General features: G+C 59.4%; 14 protein-coding genes and 3 tRNA genes. 8 read left to right on the top strand and 9 right to left on the bottom strand.

The features are described from left to right. Positions 1-68: 68 nt before the first annotated feature. The 8 genes from QM007_RS04235 to bcp all read right to left on the bottom strand — a co-directional run bounded on the left by QM007_RS04235 (position 69) and on the right by bcp (position 8129). Positions 69-716 (bottom strand): MBL fold metallo-hydrolase, encoded by a 648-nt coding sequence (locus QM007_RS04235; RefSeq protein WP_283490697.1) that lies wholly within the window; start codon positions 714-716, stop codon positions 69-71. 11 nt (positions 717-727) lie between these two features. After that, the gene (locus QM007_RS04240; protein ID WP_283490698.1) at positions 728-1819 is read right to left on the bottom strand and encodes an S-(hydroxymethyl)mycothiol dehydrogenase; all 1092 of its coding nucleotides are present in this window, start codon (positions 1817-1819) and stop codon (positions 728-730) included. 60 nt (positions 1820-1879) lie between these two features. Further along, complete coding sequence (locus tag QM007_RS04245; RefSeq protein WP_283490699.1) at positions 1880-2734, bottom strand: alpha/beta fold hydrolase; 855 nt, start codon at positions 2732-2734, stop codon at positions 1880-1882. A gap of 5 nt (positions 2735-2739) precedes the next feature. Next, positions 2740-3846 carry a YihY/virulence factor BrkB family protein gene (locus QM007_RS04250; protein WP_283490700.1) on the bottom strand — a complete coding sequence of 369 codons (1107 nt, stop codon included), beginning with the start codon at positions 3844-3846 and terminating at the stop codon, positions 2740-2742. A 176-nt stretch (positions 3847-4022) separates the two neighbouring features. Continuing rightward, on the bottom strand, positions 4023-5501 hold the full coding sequence (locus QM007_RS04255) for a malate:quinone oxidoreductase (protein WP_283490701.1): 1479 nt from the start codon (positions 5499-5501) through the stop codon (positions 4023-4025). 161 nt (positions 5502-5662) lie between these two features. Continuing rightward, entirely contained in the window at positions 5663-7390 is a 1728-nt protein-coding gene (locus QM007_RS04260) for an ABC transporter substrate-binding protein (protein WP_283490702.1), read from the bottom strand. 116 nt (positions 7391-7506) lie between these two features. Further along, positions 7507-7588: transfer RNA gene (locus tag QM007_RS04265), tRNA-Leu, on the bottom strand. A gap of 70 nt (positions 7589-7658) precedes the next feature. Further along, the gene (gene bcp / locus QM007_RS04270) at positions 7659-8129 is read right to left on the bottom strand and encodes a thioredoxin-dependent thiol peroxidase (protein ID WP_283490703.1); all 471 of its coding nucleotides are present in this window, start codon (positions 8127-8129) and stop codon (positions 7659-7661) included. 199 nt (positions 8130-8328) lie between these two features. Here bcp and QM007_RS04275 point away from each other — a divergent pair, with 199 nt between their 5' ends. The 3 genes from QM007_RS04275 to QM007_RS04285 all read left to right on the top strand — a co-directional run bounded on the left by QM007_RS04275 (position 8329) and on the right by QM007_RS04285 (position 9443). Further along, positions 8329-8943 carry a MarR family winged helix-turn-helix transcriptional regulator gene (locus QM007_RS04275; protein WP_283490704.1) on the top strand — a complete coding sequence of 205 codons (615 nt, stop codon included), beginning with the start codon at positions 8329-8331 and terminating at the stop codon, positions 8941-8943. A 168-nt stretch (positions 8944-9111) separates the two neighbouring features. Next, positions 9112-9184: transfer RNA gene (locus QM007_RS04280), tRNA-Lys, on the top strand. 186 nt (positions 9185-9370) lie between these two features. Continuing rightward, a tRNA-Lys gene (locus tag QM007_RS04285) sits at positions 9371-9443 on the top strand. Positions 9444-9565: 122 nt separating this feature from the next. Here the strand turns inward: QM007_RS04285 and QM007_RS04290 are convergent. After that, a complete protein-coding gene (locus QM007_RS04290; protein ID WP_283490705.1) occupies positions 9566-10018 on the bottom strand; it encodes a hypothetical protein in 453 nt (150 codons plus the stop codon). Between the two features lie 518 nt (positions 10019-10536). Here QM007_RS04290 and QM007_RS04295 point away from each other — a divergent pair. The 5 genes from QM007_RS04295 to metG all read left to right on the top strand — a co-directional run bounded on the left by QM007_RS04295 (position 10537) and on the right by metG (position 17424). Then, entirely contained in the window at positions 10537-12288 is a 1752-nt protein-coding gene (locus tag QM007_RS04295; RefSeq protein WP_502949094.1) for an acetolactate synthase large subunit, read from the top strand. Beyond that, positions 12285-12794 (top strand): acetolactate synthase small subunit, encoded by a 510-nt coding sequence (ilvN, locus tag QM007_RS04300; RefSeq protein ID WP_283490707.1) that lies wholly within the window; start codon positions 12285-12287, stop codon positions 12792-12794. The genes QM007_RS04295 and ilvN overlap by 4 nt, the downstream gene beginning before the upstream one ends. Before the next feature lie 148 nt (positions 12795-12942). Further along, positions 12943-13971: a ketol-acid reductoisomerase gene (ilvC, locus tag QM007_RS04305; RefSeq protein ID WP_283490708.1), complete on the top strand. Its 1029-nt coding sequence runs from the start codon at positions 12943-12945 to the stop codon at positions 13969-13971. A 257-nt stretch (positions 13972-14228) separates the two neighbouring features. Next, on the top strand, positions 14229-15824 hold the full coding sequence (gene serA / locus QM007_RS04310; RefSeq protein WP_283490709.1) for a phosphoglycerate dehydrogenase: 1596 nt from the start codon (positions 14229-14231) through the stop codon (positions 15822-15824). A 58-nt stretch (positions 15825-15882) separates the two neighbouring features. After that, entirely contained in the window at positions 15883-17424 is a 1542-nt protein-coding gene (gene metG, locus QM007_RS04315; RefSeq protein WP_283490710.1) for a methionine--tRNA ligase, read from the top strand. Positions 17425-17476 lie beyond the last annotated feature (52 nt).

A 17476-nucleotide genomic window follows, 5' to 3' on the forward strand; every position in this document is an offset into this window, starting at 1 on the left:
AAGGGGCCCTACCGTCAGCTGACGGTAGGGCCCCTTGGTATAGGTTGAGGGAGCGGACGCCCGCGCGGCTAGTGGCCGCGCTTGATCCAGTTTTCGAGTTCGGGGGCTTCTAGGCCGATGCCGGTGGAGTCCCCGTGGCCGGTGAGCACAGCGGTGGATTCGGGCAGGGTTAAGAGCTTGGTTGAGATTGACTCGATGATGGTTTCGAAGCTGGAGAAGGAGCGGCCGGTGGCACCGGGCCCTCCGTTGAAGAGGGTGTCGCCCGAGAAGAGCACGCCCTCTGAGTTCTCCCAGGAGAGGGTGGGGGCGTAGAAGCAGACGGAGCCGGGGGAGTGGCCCGGGGTTGCCAGGACGTTTAGCTCGGTGGAGCCGATGGTAATGGTATCGCCCTCTGCCAGGTCTTGGTTGAAGTCCCAGGAGGGATAGACCATCTCCCAGAGCGGACGGTCTGCCGGGTTGAGGTAGACCGGGGCCTCGAAGCGGTCGGCGGCTTCCTTGGCTGAGCGGATGTGGTCGTCGTGGGCGTGGGTCAGCAGGATTTTCTCGACGGTGCGCCCTGCAACCTTGGCTGAAATCTTATCGACGTCGTGGGCGGGGTCGATGATGACCACGGAAGTGTCGTTGCCGATAATCCAGACGTTGTTATCGACGTCCCAGGTGCCCCCGTCCAGGGAGAAGGTGCCGGAGGTGACAAGTCGTTCAATGCGTTCTGTCATGGTGATAACTCCTAGAGCTCAACGACCGAGCGGAGGACCTTGCCGGTCTTCATGGTTTCGAAAGCCTCGTTGACCTGGTCCAGGCTGATGCGTTCTGAGACGAAGCCGTCCAGGTCGAGGTTGCCCAGCTGGTAGTGCTGCACGAACATGGGGAAGTCGCGGGAGGGCAGGGTGTCGCCGTACCAGGCTGACTTGATGGAGCCGCCGCGCCCAAAGACCTCATCGAGGGGAGCCTGCCAGGTGGTGCCGGGGGCGGGCACGCCTACCAGGACGACGCGTCCGGCCAGGTCGCGGGCCTCGAAGGCCTGCTTGAAGGTGGCTTCAACGCCCACAGCGTCAATGACAAGGTCGGCGCCAAAGCCATCGGTGAGCTCCTTGATAGCGGCTACCGGGTCTTGGTTTTTAGAGTTGATAACGTGGGTGGCGCCGTGCTCCTTGGCACGGGCCAGCTTCTCGTCGTCGATGTCTACGGCGATGATGGTGGTCGCCCCGCCCAGCTTGGCGCCGGCGATAGCGGCGGTACCTACGCCGCCACAGCCAATCACAGCGACGGACTCGCCGCGGGCTACCTCGCCGGTGTTGAGCACAGCGCCCAGACCGGCGGTGACGCCGCAGCCTAGCAGGCCGATAGCGGCGTACTGCTCATCGGTCAGCTCAGCATCAATCTTGGTGCACTGGCCAGCTGCCACCAGGGTCTTCTCGGCAAAGGAGCCGATACCCAGAGCGGGGGAGAGCTCGGTGCCGTCCTCAAGGGTCATCTTCTGGGTAGCGTTGTGGGTGGCGAAGCAGTACTGGGGCTTGCCCTTCTTACAGGCCCGGCACTCGCCGCAGACAGCCCGCCAGTTGAGAATGACCAGGTCGCCGGGGGCAACGTTGGTGACGCCCTCGCCCACCGCCTCGACGATGCCGGCTGACTCGTGGCCCAACAGGTAGGGGTAGTCGTTGCCGACCCCGCCCTGAACATAGTGGTGGTCGGTCTGGCAGACACCGCAGGTGAGCACCTTCACCAGGGCCTCGCCCTTGATGGGGTTGGGCACATTGATGGTAACAACTTCAACGGGCTGATCCTTGGCCAGAGAGACGACGGCCTTGACCTTGTGCATGGGGCTCCTTCGATAGCGGGAGGGTAAAAACATCGGCAGGTAGCTACCTGCTGCTACCCTCTACGCTACCGTGTGGTCCGGCTCGCTGCCAGCTCGTGAGACCGCATGACGGGCCATGAAGTCAGCGGACGCCCGGCGGGCTTGCCCGCTGGTCAGGGCGCTAATATGGTCGCGGCCTGCTAGCTCCAGATAGGTGGACGCCGGGTGCGGCAGGGCTGCGGCAAGAGCAGGGAGCCCGGTGGCTAGGGTATCGTCGCTGCCGGCAAAGAGGAGGGCGGGACAGGCAGGTAGCTTGTTCGGTGTGAAAGGTTCAACCGGCTGGGCGGTAAAAGCGGCCAGCGCAGCGCGGGGCAAGGGACTGGTGTCGAGAACAGCCTGGAGCTCCTCTGGCAGGCAGGCGCCGGGAGTAGGGGAAGATGTCGATAGATAGGACTGCACCTCATCGAGGTGGGTGGCTAGGGGAAGGCCTCCGAGTGCCAGGCTCTGTACCAGGTGCGGGGAGCTGAGCGCTACCTGCCAGCAGATGCGGGCGCCCAGAGAATAGCCCAGAAGATGAACCGGTGCATCTACATCCGCCAGAGCCTGGGCAAGAGCTATGCCCAGGGAGACCACTAACCCTTCTTGCTGCCAAGTGACGGCTATCTGCCCACTAGACTTCCCTGCCCCCTTGAGCCCTATTTCTTCGGGCCCTATTTCTTCGAGCCGGTGGTAGGGCAGGGTGACCAGATGAATATCTGCCCCCGCCCGCTGCAACTGGCGCACCCAACCAGTCCGTTCCCAGGTCGCATCGGGCGTGGAGGCAAAACCGTGCACCGCCACCACCTGCTGGCCCTCAAGAAGCCGGGGCGGAGCGTCCGCCCCGGCAACGGGGGCACAGAAAGAGAAAGCCTCAATCGAAAGACAGGGCTCGCACATAGCGTCTACTCGGAGTCCTTCTTCTCCTGCTTCTTGGCCATCTGCTGGAAATCAACACCGTTATGGGCCAGGCGAATCTTGCGGCCCTCTTCGATGAGGTTCTCCTTCTTCTCCTGCAGCTTGATCGCCATGGTGTCATCGCGAGGGGGTAGCTGAAGCTCGTCCTCAGCCTTGATGCCGGCCTGCAGCTCGCGGCCGCGCTGAATCTCAGCGTCAATCTGAGCACCGAGCAGCAGCACGTTGTTCATGATCCAAATGAAAAGCAGCATCACGATAACGCCACCAATCAGGCCGTAGGTGGCATTGTAGGAACCGAAGTTTGAAACGTAGAAGGTGAAACCAAGTGCTGCAATTGCCATCACAATGAGAGCGATACCGGCACCGGGAGTGAGGAAGTGGAACTTAGGCTGCTTGACATTGGGGGTCGCGAAGTAGAGCAGGCTAATCAAGATAACAGCTAGAACCAGCATGATGGGGTAGCGAAGCCACATCCATACGCCAATAAAACCGCCTAGCTCAACAGCGGGAACAGCGTTCTGAATTGTGGTCAGTACGTCTTCTGATGAGAGGAGAACCAGCATCATTGCAACCACAATCAGCACCATAGCAGCGGTTACCAGCAGATTGAAGGGGCGAAGCTTCCAGATAGGACGCCCTTCGACCACACCGTAAATCTTGTTCATTGAGCGGCCAAAGGCACCGATGTAACCTGATGCAGTCCAGAGGGCACCGACCACACCGGTAACCAGAGCCAGACCAGCAGCAGTTGAGCTGGTGAGCTGGGTAATGGGTTCCTCTAGGAGGGTCAGCATTTCAGCCGGGGCGTAGTCTTCAAGGAAGTTGAGAATCGCGTCGGTGGTCTGCTGCCCCTGCCCAAAGACACCGAGGAGAGACACTACAGCCAGAAGGCCGGGGAAGATGGAGAGCACCGTGAAGTAGGTGAGAGCGGCTGCAAGGTCGGTGCAGCCGTCATTGGTGAATTCGCTCAGGGCGCGCTTGAAGATGTACTTCCAGCTAGAGCCGCTCATATCTGAGAGCTTGGCGGGCTTGGGAGCCTCTTTGTGGGCGTCTTCTGTAACGGCCCGGCTAATGGTTTGTTCTTCGAGAGCCATAGCGTCGTCCTTTGGGAATGCGGTGATTTAATCGGTAAACATCTTATCAGTAGCATGATAAATCTTTGAGTTAGCTGAGCGTCTGCTTCTTCATCAACAAAAGCTGCCCCGTCACATGGTGCCAGGGCAGCTATTAGGCAGGGTAGCCCATGCGGTGCTGGGCGGATGCCGGTGGGCTAGTTATCGATACCCAGCACCTTGGCGGTGTGGGCAAAGAGCTCGTCAGCCAGGTCGTGATTGTCGTTGAGCTTGACGCCGTAGCCGGGCACCAGTTCCTTGATGCGGGGTTCCCACTCGGTCATCTTGGAGGGGAAGCAACGGGCCAACAGAGTCAGCATGATGGGGGCTGCGGTTGAAGCGCCGGGGGAGGCACCGAGCAGGGCTGCGATGGAGCCGTCGCCCGAGGCGATGAGCTCGGTGCCGAACTGCAGCACGCCGCCCTTCTTAGCGTCCTTCTTGATCACCTGCACGCGCTGACCGGCGGTGATGAGCTCCCACTCATCCGCTACCGCGGTAGGGTAGTACTCGCGCAGAGAGGCTACACGCTCGCCGCGGTTCTTGAGCAGTTCACCGATGAGGTACTTGGTGAGATCCACGTTATCCAGGCCCGCACGAATCATGGGGACCAGGTTGTCCGGACGCAGGGAGAGGGGCAAATCGAGCAGAGAGCCCTGCTTGAGGAAGTTGGTCTTAAAGCCAGCGTAGGGGCCAAAGAGTAGGGAGCGCTTGCCGTTCACGTAGCGGGTATCGAGGTGGGGCACAGACATGGGCGGGGCACCCACCGATGCCTGGCCGTAGACCTTGGCATTGTGCTTGAGGGCGGTTTCTTCATTTGTATTGCGGAAGAAGAGGCCCGAGACGGGGAAGCCACCGAAACCCTTGCCCTCCTTAATACCTGACTTCTGCAGCAGGTTCAGGGCACCGCCACCGGCGCCCAGGAAGACGAACTTGGCGCGGATGGTTTGGCTGTGCTCGGAGTTCAGGCGGTTCTTGACCTTAATCAGCCAGCTGCCGTCGCTCTGCTGTTCGAGGCTGGTGACTTGCTGGCCGTACTGGACGGTGACGCCCTGCTCGAGCAGGTAATCCACCATCTGCTGGGTGAGATTGCCAAAATCTACATCGGTACCCTCGGGGGACCAGGTAGCGGCGATTTTCTGGTTGGGGTCACGGCCCTCAACGGCCAGGGGAGCCCACTGGCGAATCTGGTCAAAGTCGGTGGAGAACTTCATACGCTCAAAGAGCTTCTGGTTCTCAAAGGCTTCAAAGCGCTTACCTAGGTAGCGCACATGGTCTTTACCGAAGACCAGGGACATGTGGGGTACAGGGTTGATGAAGCTGGCGTCCTTAATCTTACCCTCTTCAACCAGGGAAGCCCAGAGCTGGCGGGAGACCTGGAACTGTTCGTTAATACCCAGAGCCTTTGCCGGGTCGACAGTTCCGTCAGGGCCTGCCGGGGCGTAGTTGAGTTCGCAGAGCGCTGAGTGGCCGGTACCCGCGTTGTTCCAGGGGTTAGATGACTCTTGCCCTACCCGATCGAGGCGCTCCAGCAGGGTGATATTCCAGGTGGGTTCTACTTCTTTGAGTAGGACGCCCAGGGTTGCGCTCATGATACCGCCGCCCACTAGGACGACATCGGTCTGTACTTCGTTTGCCACGTGATTGACACTCCGTCACTCTAAGACTGTGGTGCCCGACGCTGGACACCGGCTGGGGTGGGGCCCACCGGCCCCGTTCTCTTCTTTAGCGTAGTACAGATAGGGCGACGTACCTAACACGCACGGTTCTTTGACGCACTTTTGCGGGCGCCCGCGGTGGGCTAGTCGTCGATGTGCACGGTTGAGAGATCATCGATGCAGGTAGCACTTACCGTGTAGGTGCGCACCCGCTGCCCCTGGGTGACTCCCGAGACCGGGTAGGCCAGGGGGATTGCTGAGAGCAGATTGGCTACCTGGTCGTTAATCTCCTTGTAGGCATTGCGCCAGTCTGTGATATCGGTGTAGGTGTCAGCTTCGTTGATAGCTTGGAGGATACTGGCGTAGCTGGCAGTAGCCTTGGTCGGTTCGCTGACTGCTGCCGTGGAGGTGGAGGAAGGGATGGCACTGGAGCTTGCGCTCGGGCTGGGTTCGCTGATGGTGGTGGGGGCGGACGCCGCCGGGGTGAGCACATGCCCCAGAAAGGCGGTGGGGTCGCGGAAGGCCCCGATAAGGCCGGTCAGTTCTAGCCCATAGTCGGGGTGAGCGGTGGGCACGTCCTCGGTACCGGCGTCCGACCAGCGGTAGGGCTTGGGCACGATGTTGAGGCCTGCCTCAACCAGGTTTGCCGAAATCAGCGAGTAGATACCTTCGGGAGAGGGGAGAGAGGGTAGAGAGAGGTTTACCGGGTAGTAGAAATCAATAGCCTGGTTGGCGTAGGTGCTGGCGCGCAGGAGTTCCTGGGCGCGGGTAAGGTTATAGGTGTAGACCTGCGCCATGTCCTCTTTCTTCATCTGGAAGAGGGCGGGGATGAAGTCGGGGGCGGTATTGGTGCCCTGGGGGTAGTATGCCTCGACGATAGCGGCTCTGTCGATGGCGCGGGCTAGGGCCTGGCGCACCCGGGTGTCGTCGAAGGCCGGGTGGGAGAGATTGATACCTATATAAGCAATCGCGTAGGGGTCGCGGGACTGCACCGCGTACCCGTCCAGAGCCAGGGGGACGTAGTCTTTGAGTGCTACCTGGTCGTAGGCATCGATGCTGCCTTCGAGCAGGTTGTAGTAGCGCTTTTCGGCATCGGGGATGGTCAGGAATTCGATGGTGCCAAGGTCGGGGGCCTGCCCCCGGTAGGAGCTGTTGCGGGTGAGGACGGCAGTGCTGCTGTCCCAGGAGCTCAGCGTAAAGGCACCGGTGCCTATGGGGAATCCGGTGAGGTAGCCGTCCGTCCCGATGCTGCTGGGCAAGACCAGCCCGTAGGCCGGCTGGGTGAGGGCCATGAGGAAACTGCGGGAGGGGCGGGCAAGCACAATGGTAATGCTTGTATCGCTGGGGGCTGACCAGCTGCTGACCAGGGAGTCTAGCTGGCTGCCATCGGCTGCCTGGGCAGTTCCAAAGAGCTGGTGGAAGGGCTGGGTCATTCGGGTCAGAGGAGCCTGCCCCAGACGAGACCAGCGCTCGATGTTGGCAAGGACGCTACTGGCTGTCAGCTGGCTGCCGTCGCTAAAGGTAGCGTTCTCAACCAGGGTGAAGGTGTAGGTGAGGCCGTCCTCGCTGATCTCCCAACTCTTGGCAAGAGAGGGGGCAGGCTCGCCGGTGTTGACGTCGGCCCGCACCAGGGGTTCTAGAATCTGGGTGCTGATGCGGTGGCTTTCTATCCGATAGGTCGCTGCCGGGTCAAGGGTGAGTACCTGGGCGCCCTGGGCAAAACGGAAGGTGGGGCCTGCGCTCTCGGTGGCGGAGGCGGACGCCGCGGGGTCGGCCCCGGTGGAGGTTGAACAGGCGGAAAGGGCTAGGCCGGCGGTCAGTAGGGAACCGTAGTGAAGCAGGGCGCGACGGGTAAAGGCTGGTGCTGCCATGAGAGAATCCCCTTCGTTCTGAGGCTCGTTGGCCTAGGCTGTGGCCGCCAGGTTCTGGTTATCAAAAAACCCGTCCAACCGTGGATAAACCGGGCTGAACGGGTGTTTCGTCAGTGTGCGCGAGGAGGGACTTGAACCCTCACGCCGTAAGGCACAGGAACCTAAATCCTGCGTGTCTGCCAATTTCACCACTCGCGCATGCGGTGCTGTCAGCACAACAGTATCTATGCTACAACACCTTGGGAGGTTTTGCTAAATGCGGCCGCCCCTAGGAGTCGATACCTAGATCTCGGCGGAGCTTGGCAACATGGCCCTTAGCGCGGACGTTGTATTGGGCGACCTCTACGATGCCCTTTTCATCGATGACGAGGGTGGAGCGGATCAGACCCACATAGGTCTTGCCGTAGTTTTTCTTTTCACCCCAGGCCCCGTATGCTTCCGCAACAGCGTGGTCTTCATCGGAGAGCAGGGGGAAGGTGAGCTCCTGGTTTTCGGTGAAAGTATCGAGGGCCTTGACGCTGTCGGGTGAGATACCCAGGACGGCGTAGCCTTGCGAGATGAGCGAGGCCAGGTTGTCTCTAAAGTCGCAGGCCTGGGCGGTGCAGCCGGGGGTAGATGCCTTGGGGTAGAAATAGACGATGACCTTCTGCCCTGCATAATCGGCCAGGGAGACGGTGTCACCTCCTGCAGCGGGCAGGGTGAACTGGGGTGCGGGGGTTCCCGGAGTAAGTCGTTCCACGGGCGTCCTTTCACATGGTGAACAGAATAGGGGTGCAGCCTACCGGGCTGCGGCCTTGCTTCCAGCTTATCAGGGGCAAGGAGCCTTGATTTTTAGCGGAAAAACAGGGTTGCTCAACAATTGCTCAGTGTACCGTTGGTTATGTCAAGCACCTAGCATGTCTAGGCATATAAGTGGTGAGTATGCTTATAATGGTGCTATGCCAGAAATTCGTAATTGGTCGATTAATCGACTCCTCTCAACTGCAGCGCGCATGCTGGAATACAGCTGGAACGATCAGCTGAAGTCGCTTGGGCTTACTCATGCTGGCGTAACAGCTCTTGGCGTTATTGCCCGCGAAGGCATGATTTCACAGGTGAAAGTTGCCTCCCTTGTGGGTGTGCAGGCCCAGACCATGGGTAAGACCCTTGCTCGACTCGAAGCGCACGGGCACGTTTTCCGCACCCGTAACACTATTGACCGCCGCAGCTACCTACTAGGCATTACTGAAGAGGGGCGGCGCGTGCTGGCCGAAGCAGAGAACATTGACCGCAAGCTCGGGTCTGCCGGCGAGCTCTCAAACCCGGAATTCCGCGAGATGCTCATTCACATTATTGAAAGCCTCAATGAACACCACGGTGGTGGCGAGGTTCTCGACGATGTTGCAGGTGAGCACACTGCCCAGATTGGGGCAATTACTAAATCTTTAGCAGAGGCTCCGTCGGCAGAAGCCGAGGTACCTGAGGCTAATGTCACGGAGCCTGTCGTTGACCGCGTCAATACCGCTGTTATGGATGTTATTACGCCAGAGATGATTGCTGAGTACCGTAAATAGTGCTTCTGGGCCTCCTGTCGATAGGGCGGGAGGCCTTCTGTATGTGCTGCATATCCGCCCTTTTTGTGAGGGTGCTCACAAATGCCCTTTTCGGTTTGCATGCCTCATAAAAGGTGCGTATAGTTGAATCCGTTGCTGAGACAGGTTCTCGGTCTGACAAGTAAATATGCGCCTCTAGCTCAATTGGCAGAGCAATTGACTCTTAATCAATGGGTTCTGGGTTCGAGTCCCAGGGGGCGCACAGTGTGAGAGGCCCGACTGCCTAGCCGGTCGGGCTTTTTCGTATCTAAAAGCGACTGCTTGGGGTGTATGTGTGGAGCTTGTGTGGAGGTGCTCACAAATGCCCTTTTCGGCTTGCATGCCTCAAAAAAGGTGCGTATAGTTGAACCCGTTGCTGAGACAGGTTCTCGGTCTGACAAGTAAATATGCGCCTCTAGCTCAATTGGCAGAGCAATTGACTCTTAATCAATGGGTTCTGGGTTCGAGTCCCAGGGGGCGCACAGTCTAAGAAGCCCGACCGGCTAACCGGTCGGGCTTCTTTTTTTGTTCAGCTTGGTTTATCTGTGTCTAGTCTTTAGGCCATGCCCAGTCTTTTGTTTACGGGCTTCACCCTAGGGGAGGGCTAGAGCTCCCAGGCCTCAATGATGACGCGCTTAAAATCTTCAATATCAAGTGCCTGGTCGAGCACGCCACTACCTTCTGTTGTCTGGACGGTCATATGGGGCTCAAAGGTGAGAGAAAAGGAGGTGCCGTTCGTGGATTCTAGCCCAAAGGAAAACTCTGAAAGGCTAAAGGTGCGGGCAGCATTTGTGTTGTCGATAGAAGTGGGGGTTCCGGTGCCGCGAACTTCGGGCAAGGAGAGTGGGGCGATGACTGCCTCTCGCGGGGTGTCCCTGTAGCCGATGAGGAAGTGGCTCTGATTTTCTTCCTGATGAGATGCCAAATCGGGATTGCGGTAGATAGATGAACCTGTAGCAAAAACCAGATTGTAGGCCCCATAGTTAATAATCTGACTATCAAAGACAGTGTGCAGGGCCTTGGCAATTTCACTACTGGTGAGCTGGGGTTCAGTCATACCATCAGTCTACGTGCTATAACTGAAGTATTAGCCAGAAAAGTGCTACTGATTGCCTAAAAGTCTTTAAATGACGATGTGCAGCTTTGTATCCTTTGACCAGGCTAGACCGCTTTAGCTCTTCCCCACCAGTGTCTTGAGGGGTGAACTAGCTGTGTCATATTCTAAGACCGGTTTGACCGATGTGCCCTTGAGCACCAAGAATAAGGGGTATGACAACACGCCAGCAGTCACAGATTATTCTTGTGGTGCGACTCGTGAACGAGTGCGCAGCATAAGTCTTTGATATGTCTTACGGCGTGCGCACCCTTCGCTCAACCAGGCGGAGGGTTTTTTTCTAGGTTTATCCGCAACCCGGCACTACCTACACCCAACGGGCGCATCCACCGCTCACACACAAGATCATCTTCAGACCATCGCGAGGATCACCAATGACAGCGGGAACTCCCATCAACCCTGCAGATCTAGCTAAAAACCTGGGCAACCGTAGCAGTTTAGAAACCTCACAGGTAGAGCGCATGACCGGCTCTCAAGCCATCGTCCGCTCCCTCGAAGAACTGGGTGTTACCGATATCTTCGGCCTGCCCGGCGGCGCGATTCTGCCAACTTACGACCCCCTCTTTGACTCTGAAAAGCTCAACCATATTCTGGTGCGCCACGAGCAGGGGGCAGGGCACGCCGCAGAAGGCTATGCTATCGCCAGCGGTAAGGTCGGCGTAGCTATTGCCACCTCGGGCCCCGGTGCCACCAACCTGCTCACCGCCATTGCGGACGCCAACATGGACTCTGTGCCCCTTGTCTGTATCACCGGCCAGGTCTCCTCAAAGGTCATCGGCACCGATGCTTTCCAGGAAGCCGACATCGTAGGCATGACCATGCCCATCGCCAAGCACTCCTTTATGGTGCGCGATGCCCAGGAGATACCCCGCTGCATCGCCACCGCCTTCAAAATTGCCGCAACCGGCCGCCCCGGCCCTGTCCTTGTTGATATCACCAAGGACGCCCAGCAGGGAATGATGGACTTCTCCTGGCCGCCCGCTAACACCGACCCCCGCGGCTACAACCCTGTAACCCGCGGCCACTCCAAGCAGATTCGCGAAGCGGCTAAGCTCATTACCGAGTCCCAGCGCCCCGTGCTCTACGTGGGGGGCGGCATCGTGCGCGCAGAGGCCTCAGATGAACTGCTTAAGCTGGCGAAGACCATTGGCGCGCCTGTGGTCACCACCCTCACCGCCCGCGGTGCCTACCCCGACTCTGATCCCCAGAACCTGGGTATGCCCGGTATGCACGGCACTGTCCCGGCAGTGACCGCCATGCAAAAATCCGACCTGCTCATTGCCCTGGGGGCTCGTTTTGACGACCGCGTCACCGGTGTTCTCTCAGAATTCGCTCCGCACGCCAAGGTTATTCACGTCGATGTAGACCCCGCAGAAATCTCAAAGATTCGTATTGCCGACGTACCCATCGTGGGTGATTTGCGCTATGTGCTGCCTGAACTCAACGAGATTCTCGAAGGCGAGTTTGCCTCTGACCTACCCGATCTTTCGGACTGGTGGAAGCTGGTCAACCGGTTCAAGGAAACCTTCCCGCTGGGCTACACCAAGACTGACGACGGCTTAGGCTCTCCCCAGTACGTCATCGAAAAGCTGAGCGAGCTCACCGGCCCTGACGCCTACTACGTCACCGGTGTGGGTCAGCACCAGATGTGGGCAGCCCAGTTTATCCAGAGCGAAAACCCCCGCCACTTCATCAATTCCGCTGGCCTGGGTACCATGGGCTTCTCCGTCCCTGCCGCTATGGGCGTCAAGGTTGCCTTCCCCGACTCAGTCGTGTGGTCTATTGACGGTGATGGCTGCTTCCAGATGACCAACCAGGAACTGGCCACCTGCGTGCAGAACAACATCCCCATCAAGGTTGCCATTATCAACAACTCGTCCTTGGGTATGGTGCGCCAGTGGCAGAACCTCTTCTATGATGGCCGCTACTCCAACACCCACCTCAAGACCGGCATAGGTACCGAGCGCGTGCCTGACTTCGTCAAGCTGGCTGAAGCCTATGGCTGTGCCGCCTTGCGCTGCGAGAGTGATGCAGATGTAGAAGAAACTATCAAGCAGGCCCTGGCGATCAACGACCGCCCCGTGGTCGTAGACTTCAACGTCAGCCCCGACGCCCTAGTCTGGCCCATGGTTCCCGCCGGCGTATCGAACGACCAGATTCAGATTGCTAAAGATATCTCACCCTCCTGGGGCGAAGATGAGGAGATGCTATGAGCCGCCACACCCTCTCGGTTCTTGTAGAAGATAAGCCCGGCGTGCTGGCCAGAGTCTCAGGCCTCTTTGCCCGCCGCATGTTCAACATTGACTCCCTAGCCGTGGGCCCCACCGAGATTCCGGGTATCTCCCGCATCACCGTGGTGGTCGACGCCGAGGGCGTGCTGCTTGAACAGGTTACCAAACAGCTCAACAAACTGATTCACGTGCTCAAGATCGTGGAACTGCCCGATGAACAGTCGGCCCAACGCGACCACATTCTCATTAAGGTCAAGGCAGACACGGCAGCCCGCATCCAGGTCACCCAGGCCGCCGACCTTTTCCGTGCCAAGATTGTGGACGTCTCTACCGAGTCCGTCATTATCGAGGCCACCGGTTCTGCCAACAAAATCAACGCCCTGCTCGAAGTGTTAGAACCCTTCGGCGTGCGTGAGATTGTTCGCGCCGGGACTATCGGGCTCTCCCGCGGCCCCCGGTCAATGAGCGAGAAGGCCCTGCGCGGCTAGGCGAAGAGCCGCCCAAAAATATCGTTCCAAAATATGAAACTTGCGTCTCAAAACTGGCCGAACCTACTAGGCTAGAGACTAACGGTTCATCACAACCAAGGTTTAGCAGCAGTTGCTGCCCCTCAACCGATCAAGGAGATCGAACACCATGGCAAAGATCTACTACAACGACGACGCAGATCTGGCGAACATCGCAGAACGCTCCGTCGCCATCATCGGCTACGGCTCCCAGGGCCACGCCCACGCCCTCAACCTGCGTGACTCTGGCGTAGACGTCCGCGTTGGTCTTGCAGAAGGTTCAAAGTCACGCGCCAAGGCAGAAGCAGAAGGCCTGCGCGTCCTGACCGTTGCAGAAGCAGCAGCAGAAGCAGACGTCATCATGATCATCACCCCCGACCAGGTTCAGGCAGAGGTCTACAAGAACGACATCGCCCCCAACCTCAACGAAGGTGACGCCCTCTTCTTCGCCCACGGCTTCAATATCGTCTTCGGCTACATCGAAACCCCCGAGGGCGTCGACGTTGCCATGGTTGCCCCCAAGGGCCCCGGCCACACCGTCCGCCGCGAATTTGAGGCAGGACGAGCCGTACCCGCCCTCGTCGCCGTCGAAAAGGACGCCTCAGGTAAGGCCCTCGACCTGGCCCTGGCTTACGCCAAGGCAATGGGGGCAACCCGTGCAGGCGTCATTGAAACCACCTTCAAGGAAGAAGCCGAGTCCGATCTCTTCGGTGAGCAGGCAGTACTCTGCGGTGGCGCTTCCCAGCTGATTCAGTACGGCTTCGAAACCCTGACCGAAGCTGGCTACCAGCCCGAAATCGCCTACTTCGAGGTGCTGCACGAGCTCAAGCTGATTGTTGACCTCATGATCGAGGGCGGCATCGCCAAGCAGCGCTGGTCCATCTCAGATACCGCCGAATACGGTGACTACGTCTCAGGCCCCCGCGTCATCACTCCCGAGGTCAAGGAAAACATGAAGGCTGTTCTGGCCGACATTCAGGACGGCACCTTCGCCAAGCGCTTCATGGAGGACCAGGCAGCCGGCGGCCCCGAGTTCAAGGAACTCCGTGCCAAGGGTGAAGCCCACCCCATCGAAGCAACCGGCCGCGAACTGCGCAAGCTCTTTGCCTGGAACAACTCCGTTGACTCAGACTACGTCGACGGCTCAGTTGCCCGCTAAGCCAAGCTACTCTCACCTGCACCAGCAGTGAACTCTCAAGAGCCGGCTACCTCACCCACCCAGGGCAAGGTAGCCGGCTCTTGCCAACCCCCAGTAAACTGGGGGAGCGGTCTAGCTACAGCCGTACGGTGAACTGTAGCCCACCCACCGCACTCCTGCTCTTTACAGAGCACCCCTACCAGCGGCGTCCTTAGGGTCCGAAGCGCCAGCTACCCCACTTTCCCACAACCGTCACCCGCTATCTAAGGAAACCACCTGTGACTGCAAAACCCGTCGTTCTGCTCGCTGAAGAACTCTCACCCGCCACCGTTGAAGCCCTGGGCCCCGACTTTGAAATCCGCTCCTGCGACGGCGCCAACCGCGACGAACTCCTCCCTGCTATTGCCGATGTAGACGCCATTCTGGTGCGCTCAGCCACCCAGGTCGACGCGGAGGCCATTGCCGCCGCCAAGAAGCTCAAGGTCATTGCCCGCGCAGGCGTGGGCCTCGACAATGTCGATATCAAGGCAGCCACCAAGGCAGGCGTCATGGTGGTCAACGCTCCCACCTCCAACGTCATTTCTGCCGCCGAACTCACCGTCGGCCACATCCTGGGCCTGGCCCGTAACATCGCCGCTGCCGACGCCTCCATGAAGGCTGGCCAGTGGAAGCGCTCCGCCTTCTCAGGCGTTGAGCTCTTTGAAAAGACCATCGGCATTATCGGCCTGGGCCGAATCGGTGGTCTGGTTGCAGAACGCCTCAAGGCCTTCGGCACCGAGATCATTGCCTACGACCCCTTCGTCACCTCAGCCCGCGCAGCAGCCCTGGGCGCAGAACTGGTTGATCTGGATGAGCTGGTAGAGCGCTCTGACGTCATCACCATCCACATGCCCCGCACCCCCGAAACCCTGGGCATGATTAACGCCGAGAGCTTCAAGAAGATGAAGAAGACCGCCTATGTGGTCAACGTAGCCCGCGGTGGCCTGATCGACGAAACAGACCTTGACGCAGCCCTGCGCTCAGGTGAAATTGCCGGTGCCGCCATTGACGTCTATGTCAAGGAACCTGCCAAGAACGTGCCCTTCGTTGAGCTGCCCAATGTCGTTGCCACCCCCCACCTCGGTGCCTCCACCTTCGAAGCCCAGGAAAAGGCCGGTATCTCGGTTGCTAAGTCTGTACGTCTGGCCCTTGAGGGTGACCTGGTGCCCGACGCCGTCAACGTCGCAGGCGGCGCCATCGACAAGGACGTCCGCCCCGGCGTCCCCCTGGCAGAGAAGGTTGGCCGCATCCTTACCGCCATCGGCGGCGACGAAGCCCTCACCCGCGTCGAGGTCAAGATTGCCGGTGAAATTGCCACCAAGGACGTCACCTCCCTCAAGCTCTCAGCCCTCAAGGGTGTCTTCACCGACGTCGTCTCAGACAAGGTTTCCTACGTCAACGCCCCCGTGCTAGCTGAACAGCGTGGCATTGAGGTCGAGCTGGTCACCACTACCGAAACCGACTACTTCCGCAACGAAACCGTGCTCACCGGCGCCCTGGCCAACGGCGAGGTTGTCTCTGTAGCCGGTACCGTCACCGGCCCCAAGCTGATCGAGAAGCTGACCAACGTCAATGGTTTCGACGTAGAAATCCCCATCACCGACCACATGCTGCTCCTGGAGTACGTAGACCGCCCCGGCGTCATCGCGGCTATCGGTACCCTGCTGGGCACCGCCTCCATCAACATTGCCGGTATGCAGGTCTCCCGCAACGACAAGAACGCTGAGGCCCTCTGCGTCCTGGCCCTGGACTCAGCCCTCTCAGCCGAGGTGCTTGAATCCATCAAGCGCGTGGTCAACGCATCCCGCGCTGCGGTTATTAACCTGGCTGACTAGTACGCAGCGCGGGAAGTAGCGTTCGCAGTGGTTGGTGCAAACGGGTAAAGTGGTAGCTATGACTTCTACCCCGTACTACATCACCACTGCGATTTCTTACCCCAACGGTGCCCCCCATATCGGGCACGCCTACGAGGTTATTGCCGCCGACACCATGGCCCGCTTCAAGAAGCTCGACGGCTTCGAGGTGCGCTTCATGACCGGTACCGATGAGCACGGGCAGAAGATGCAGACCACAGCCGAAAAACAGGGTAAGACCCCCAAGGAACTTGCGGACGAAAACTCCGCCCGCTTCCGCGCTATGGCCGAGCTGGTCGGTGCTGATTTCGACCGCTTCATCCGCACCACTGATGCCGACCACTACACCGCCTCTCAGACCATCTGGACAAAGATGGAAGAGAATGGCGATATTTACCTGGATAAGTACGCAGGCTGGTACTCCGTGCGCGACGAGGCCTACTATACCGAGGACGAAACCGAGGTGCGCGACGGCGTCCGCTATGCCATCGCAACCGGCACCGAGGTTGAGTGGACCGAAGAGGAATCCTACTTCTTCCGTCTCTCCAAGTATGGCGACCGCCTGCTGGAACTCTACTCCACCGGGGGCTTCGTCTACCCTGAATCCCGCCGTAACGAGCTGGCGGCCTTCATCAAGAACGGCCTGACTGATCTCTCTATCTCCCGTACCACCTTCGACTGGGGCGTGCCCGTACCCGGCAATGAAAAGCACGTCATGTACGTGTGGGTGGACGCCCTGACCAACTACCTCACCGGCCTGGGCTACCCCGATACCGAGGGGGAACTTTTCACCAAGTTCTGGCCTGCCGACCTGCACATGATTGGCAAGGACATCACCCGCTTCCACGCCATCTACTGGCCCGCCTTCCTCTGGTCAGCCGGTCTGGACCTGCCCAAGCGGGTCTTTGGCCACGGCTTCCTGCTGGTGGACGGCGAGAAGATGAGCAAGTCTATCGGCAACGTGGTTGACCCCGCCGACCTGGTCGCCAGCTTCGGCCTGGATCAGCTACGCTTCTTCCTGCTGCGCGATGTCTCCTTCGGCCAGGACGGCTCTTACTCAGCCGAAGGTATCAAGAACCGCATTAACTCCGACCTAGCCAACGACCTGGGTAACCTGGCCCAGCGCTCCCTCTCCATGGTGGCGAAGAACTGCGAGGGTAGGGTTCCGGCTCATGGCGCCTTCACCACAGAAGATACCGCCATGCTTGAGATGGCAGCTGCCCTCTATGAGCCCGTCCGCGCTGACTTCGACGAGCAGGCCTTCCATCGCGCCCTGGAGCGTATCTGGCAGGTTGTGGGTGAAGCTAACCGCTACTTCACCGCCCAGGAGCCCTGGAAGCTGCGCAAGACCGACCTGGAGCGCATGAACACCGTGCTGTATGTAACCGCTGAGGTGCTGCGCATCGTCGCCACCTTGACCCAGCCGGTCATGCCTACCTCCATGGGCAAGCTCCTTGACCTGCTGGCGGTTGCTCCTGAGAACCGCGTCTTTGCAGCGCTTGATCGGGCTCTGGAAACCGGAACCGAGCTACCCGCTCCGGCCCCCATCTTCCCCCGCTACGAGGAACCCAAGAACGCCTAGGCTACGAGCAGCGTATCCAGCAGTAAAAACATAAGGACGCGGCCCCCACCTT

The sequence above is a fragment of the Rothia sp. SD9660Na genome (assembly GCF_030064065.1).
In the GTDB taxonomy this organism is placed as follows: domain Bacteria; phylum Actinomycetota; class Actinomycetes; order Actinomycetales; family Micrococcaceae; genus Rothia.

What these genes read in the sequence shown, in the direction of transcription:
- QM007_RS04235 (WP_283490697.1), bottom strand. Translation starts at nt 716, where the DNA reads ATGACAGAACGCATTGAACGACTTGTCACCTCCGGCACCTTCTCCCTG.
- QM007_RS04250 (WP_283490700.1), bottom strand. Translation starts at nt 3,846, where the DNA reads ATGGCTCTCGAAGAACAAACCATTAGCCGGGCCGTTACAGAAGACGCC.
- QM007_RS04240 (WP_283490698.1), bottom strand. Translation starts at nt 1,819, where the DNA reads ATGCACAAGGTCAAGGCCGTCGTCTCTCTGGCCAAGGATCAGCCCGTT.
- metG (WP_283490710.1), top strand. Translation starts at nt 15,883, where the DNA reads ATGACTTCTACCCCGTACTACATCACCACTGCGATTTCTTACCCCAAC.
- ilvC (WP_283490708.1), top strand. Translation starts at nt 12,943, where the DNA reads ATGGCAAAGATCTACTACAACGACGACGCAGATCTGGCGAACATCGCA.
- QM007_RS04295 (WP_502949094.1), top strand. Translation starts at nt 10,537, where the DNA reads ATGACCGGCTCTCAAGCCATCGTCCGCTCCCTCGAAGAACTGGGTGTT.
- QM007_RS04260 (WP_283490702.1), bottom strand. Translation starts at nt 7,390, where the DNA reads ATGGCAGCACCAGCCTTTACCCGTCGCGCCCTGCTTCACTACGGTTCC.
- QM007_RS04275 (WP_283490704.1), top strand. Translation starts at nt 8,329, where the DNA reads ATGCCAGAAATTCGTAATTGGTCGATTAATCGACTCCTCTCAACTGCA.
- QM007_RS04245 (WP_283490699.1), bottom strand. Translation starts at nt 2,734, where the DNA reads ATGTGCGAGCCCTGTCTTTCGATTGAGGCTTTCTCTTTCTGTGCCCCC.
- QM007_RS04290 (WP_283490705.1), bottom strand. Translation starts at nt 10,018, where the DNA reads ATGACTGAACCCCAGCTCACCAGTAGTGAAATTGCCAAGGCCCTGCAC.
- ilvN (WP_283490707.1), top strand. Translation starts at nt 12,285, where the DNA reads ATGAGCCGCCACACCCTCTCGGTTCTTGTAGAAGATAAGCCCGGCGTG.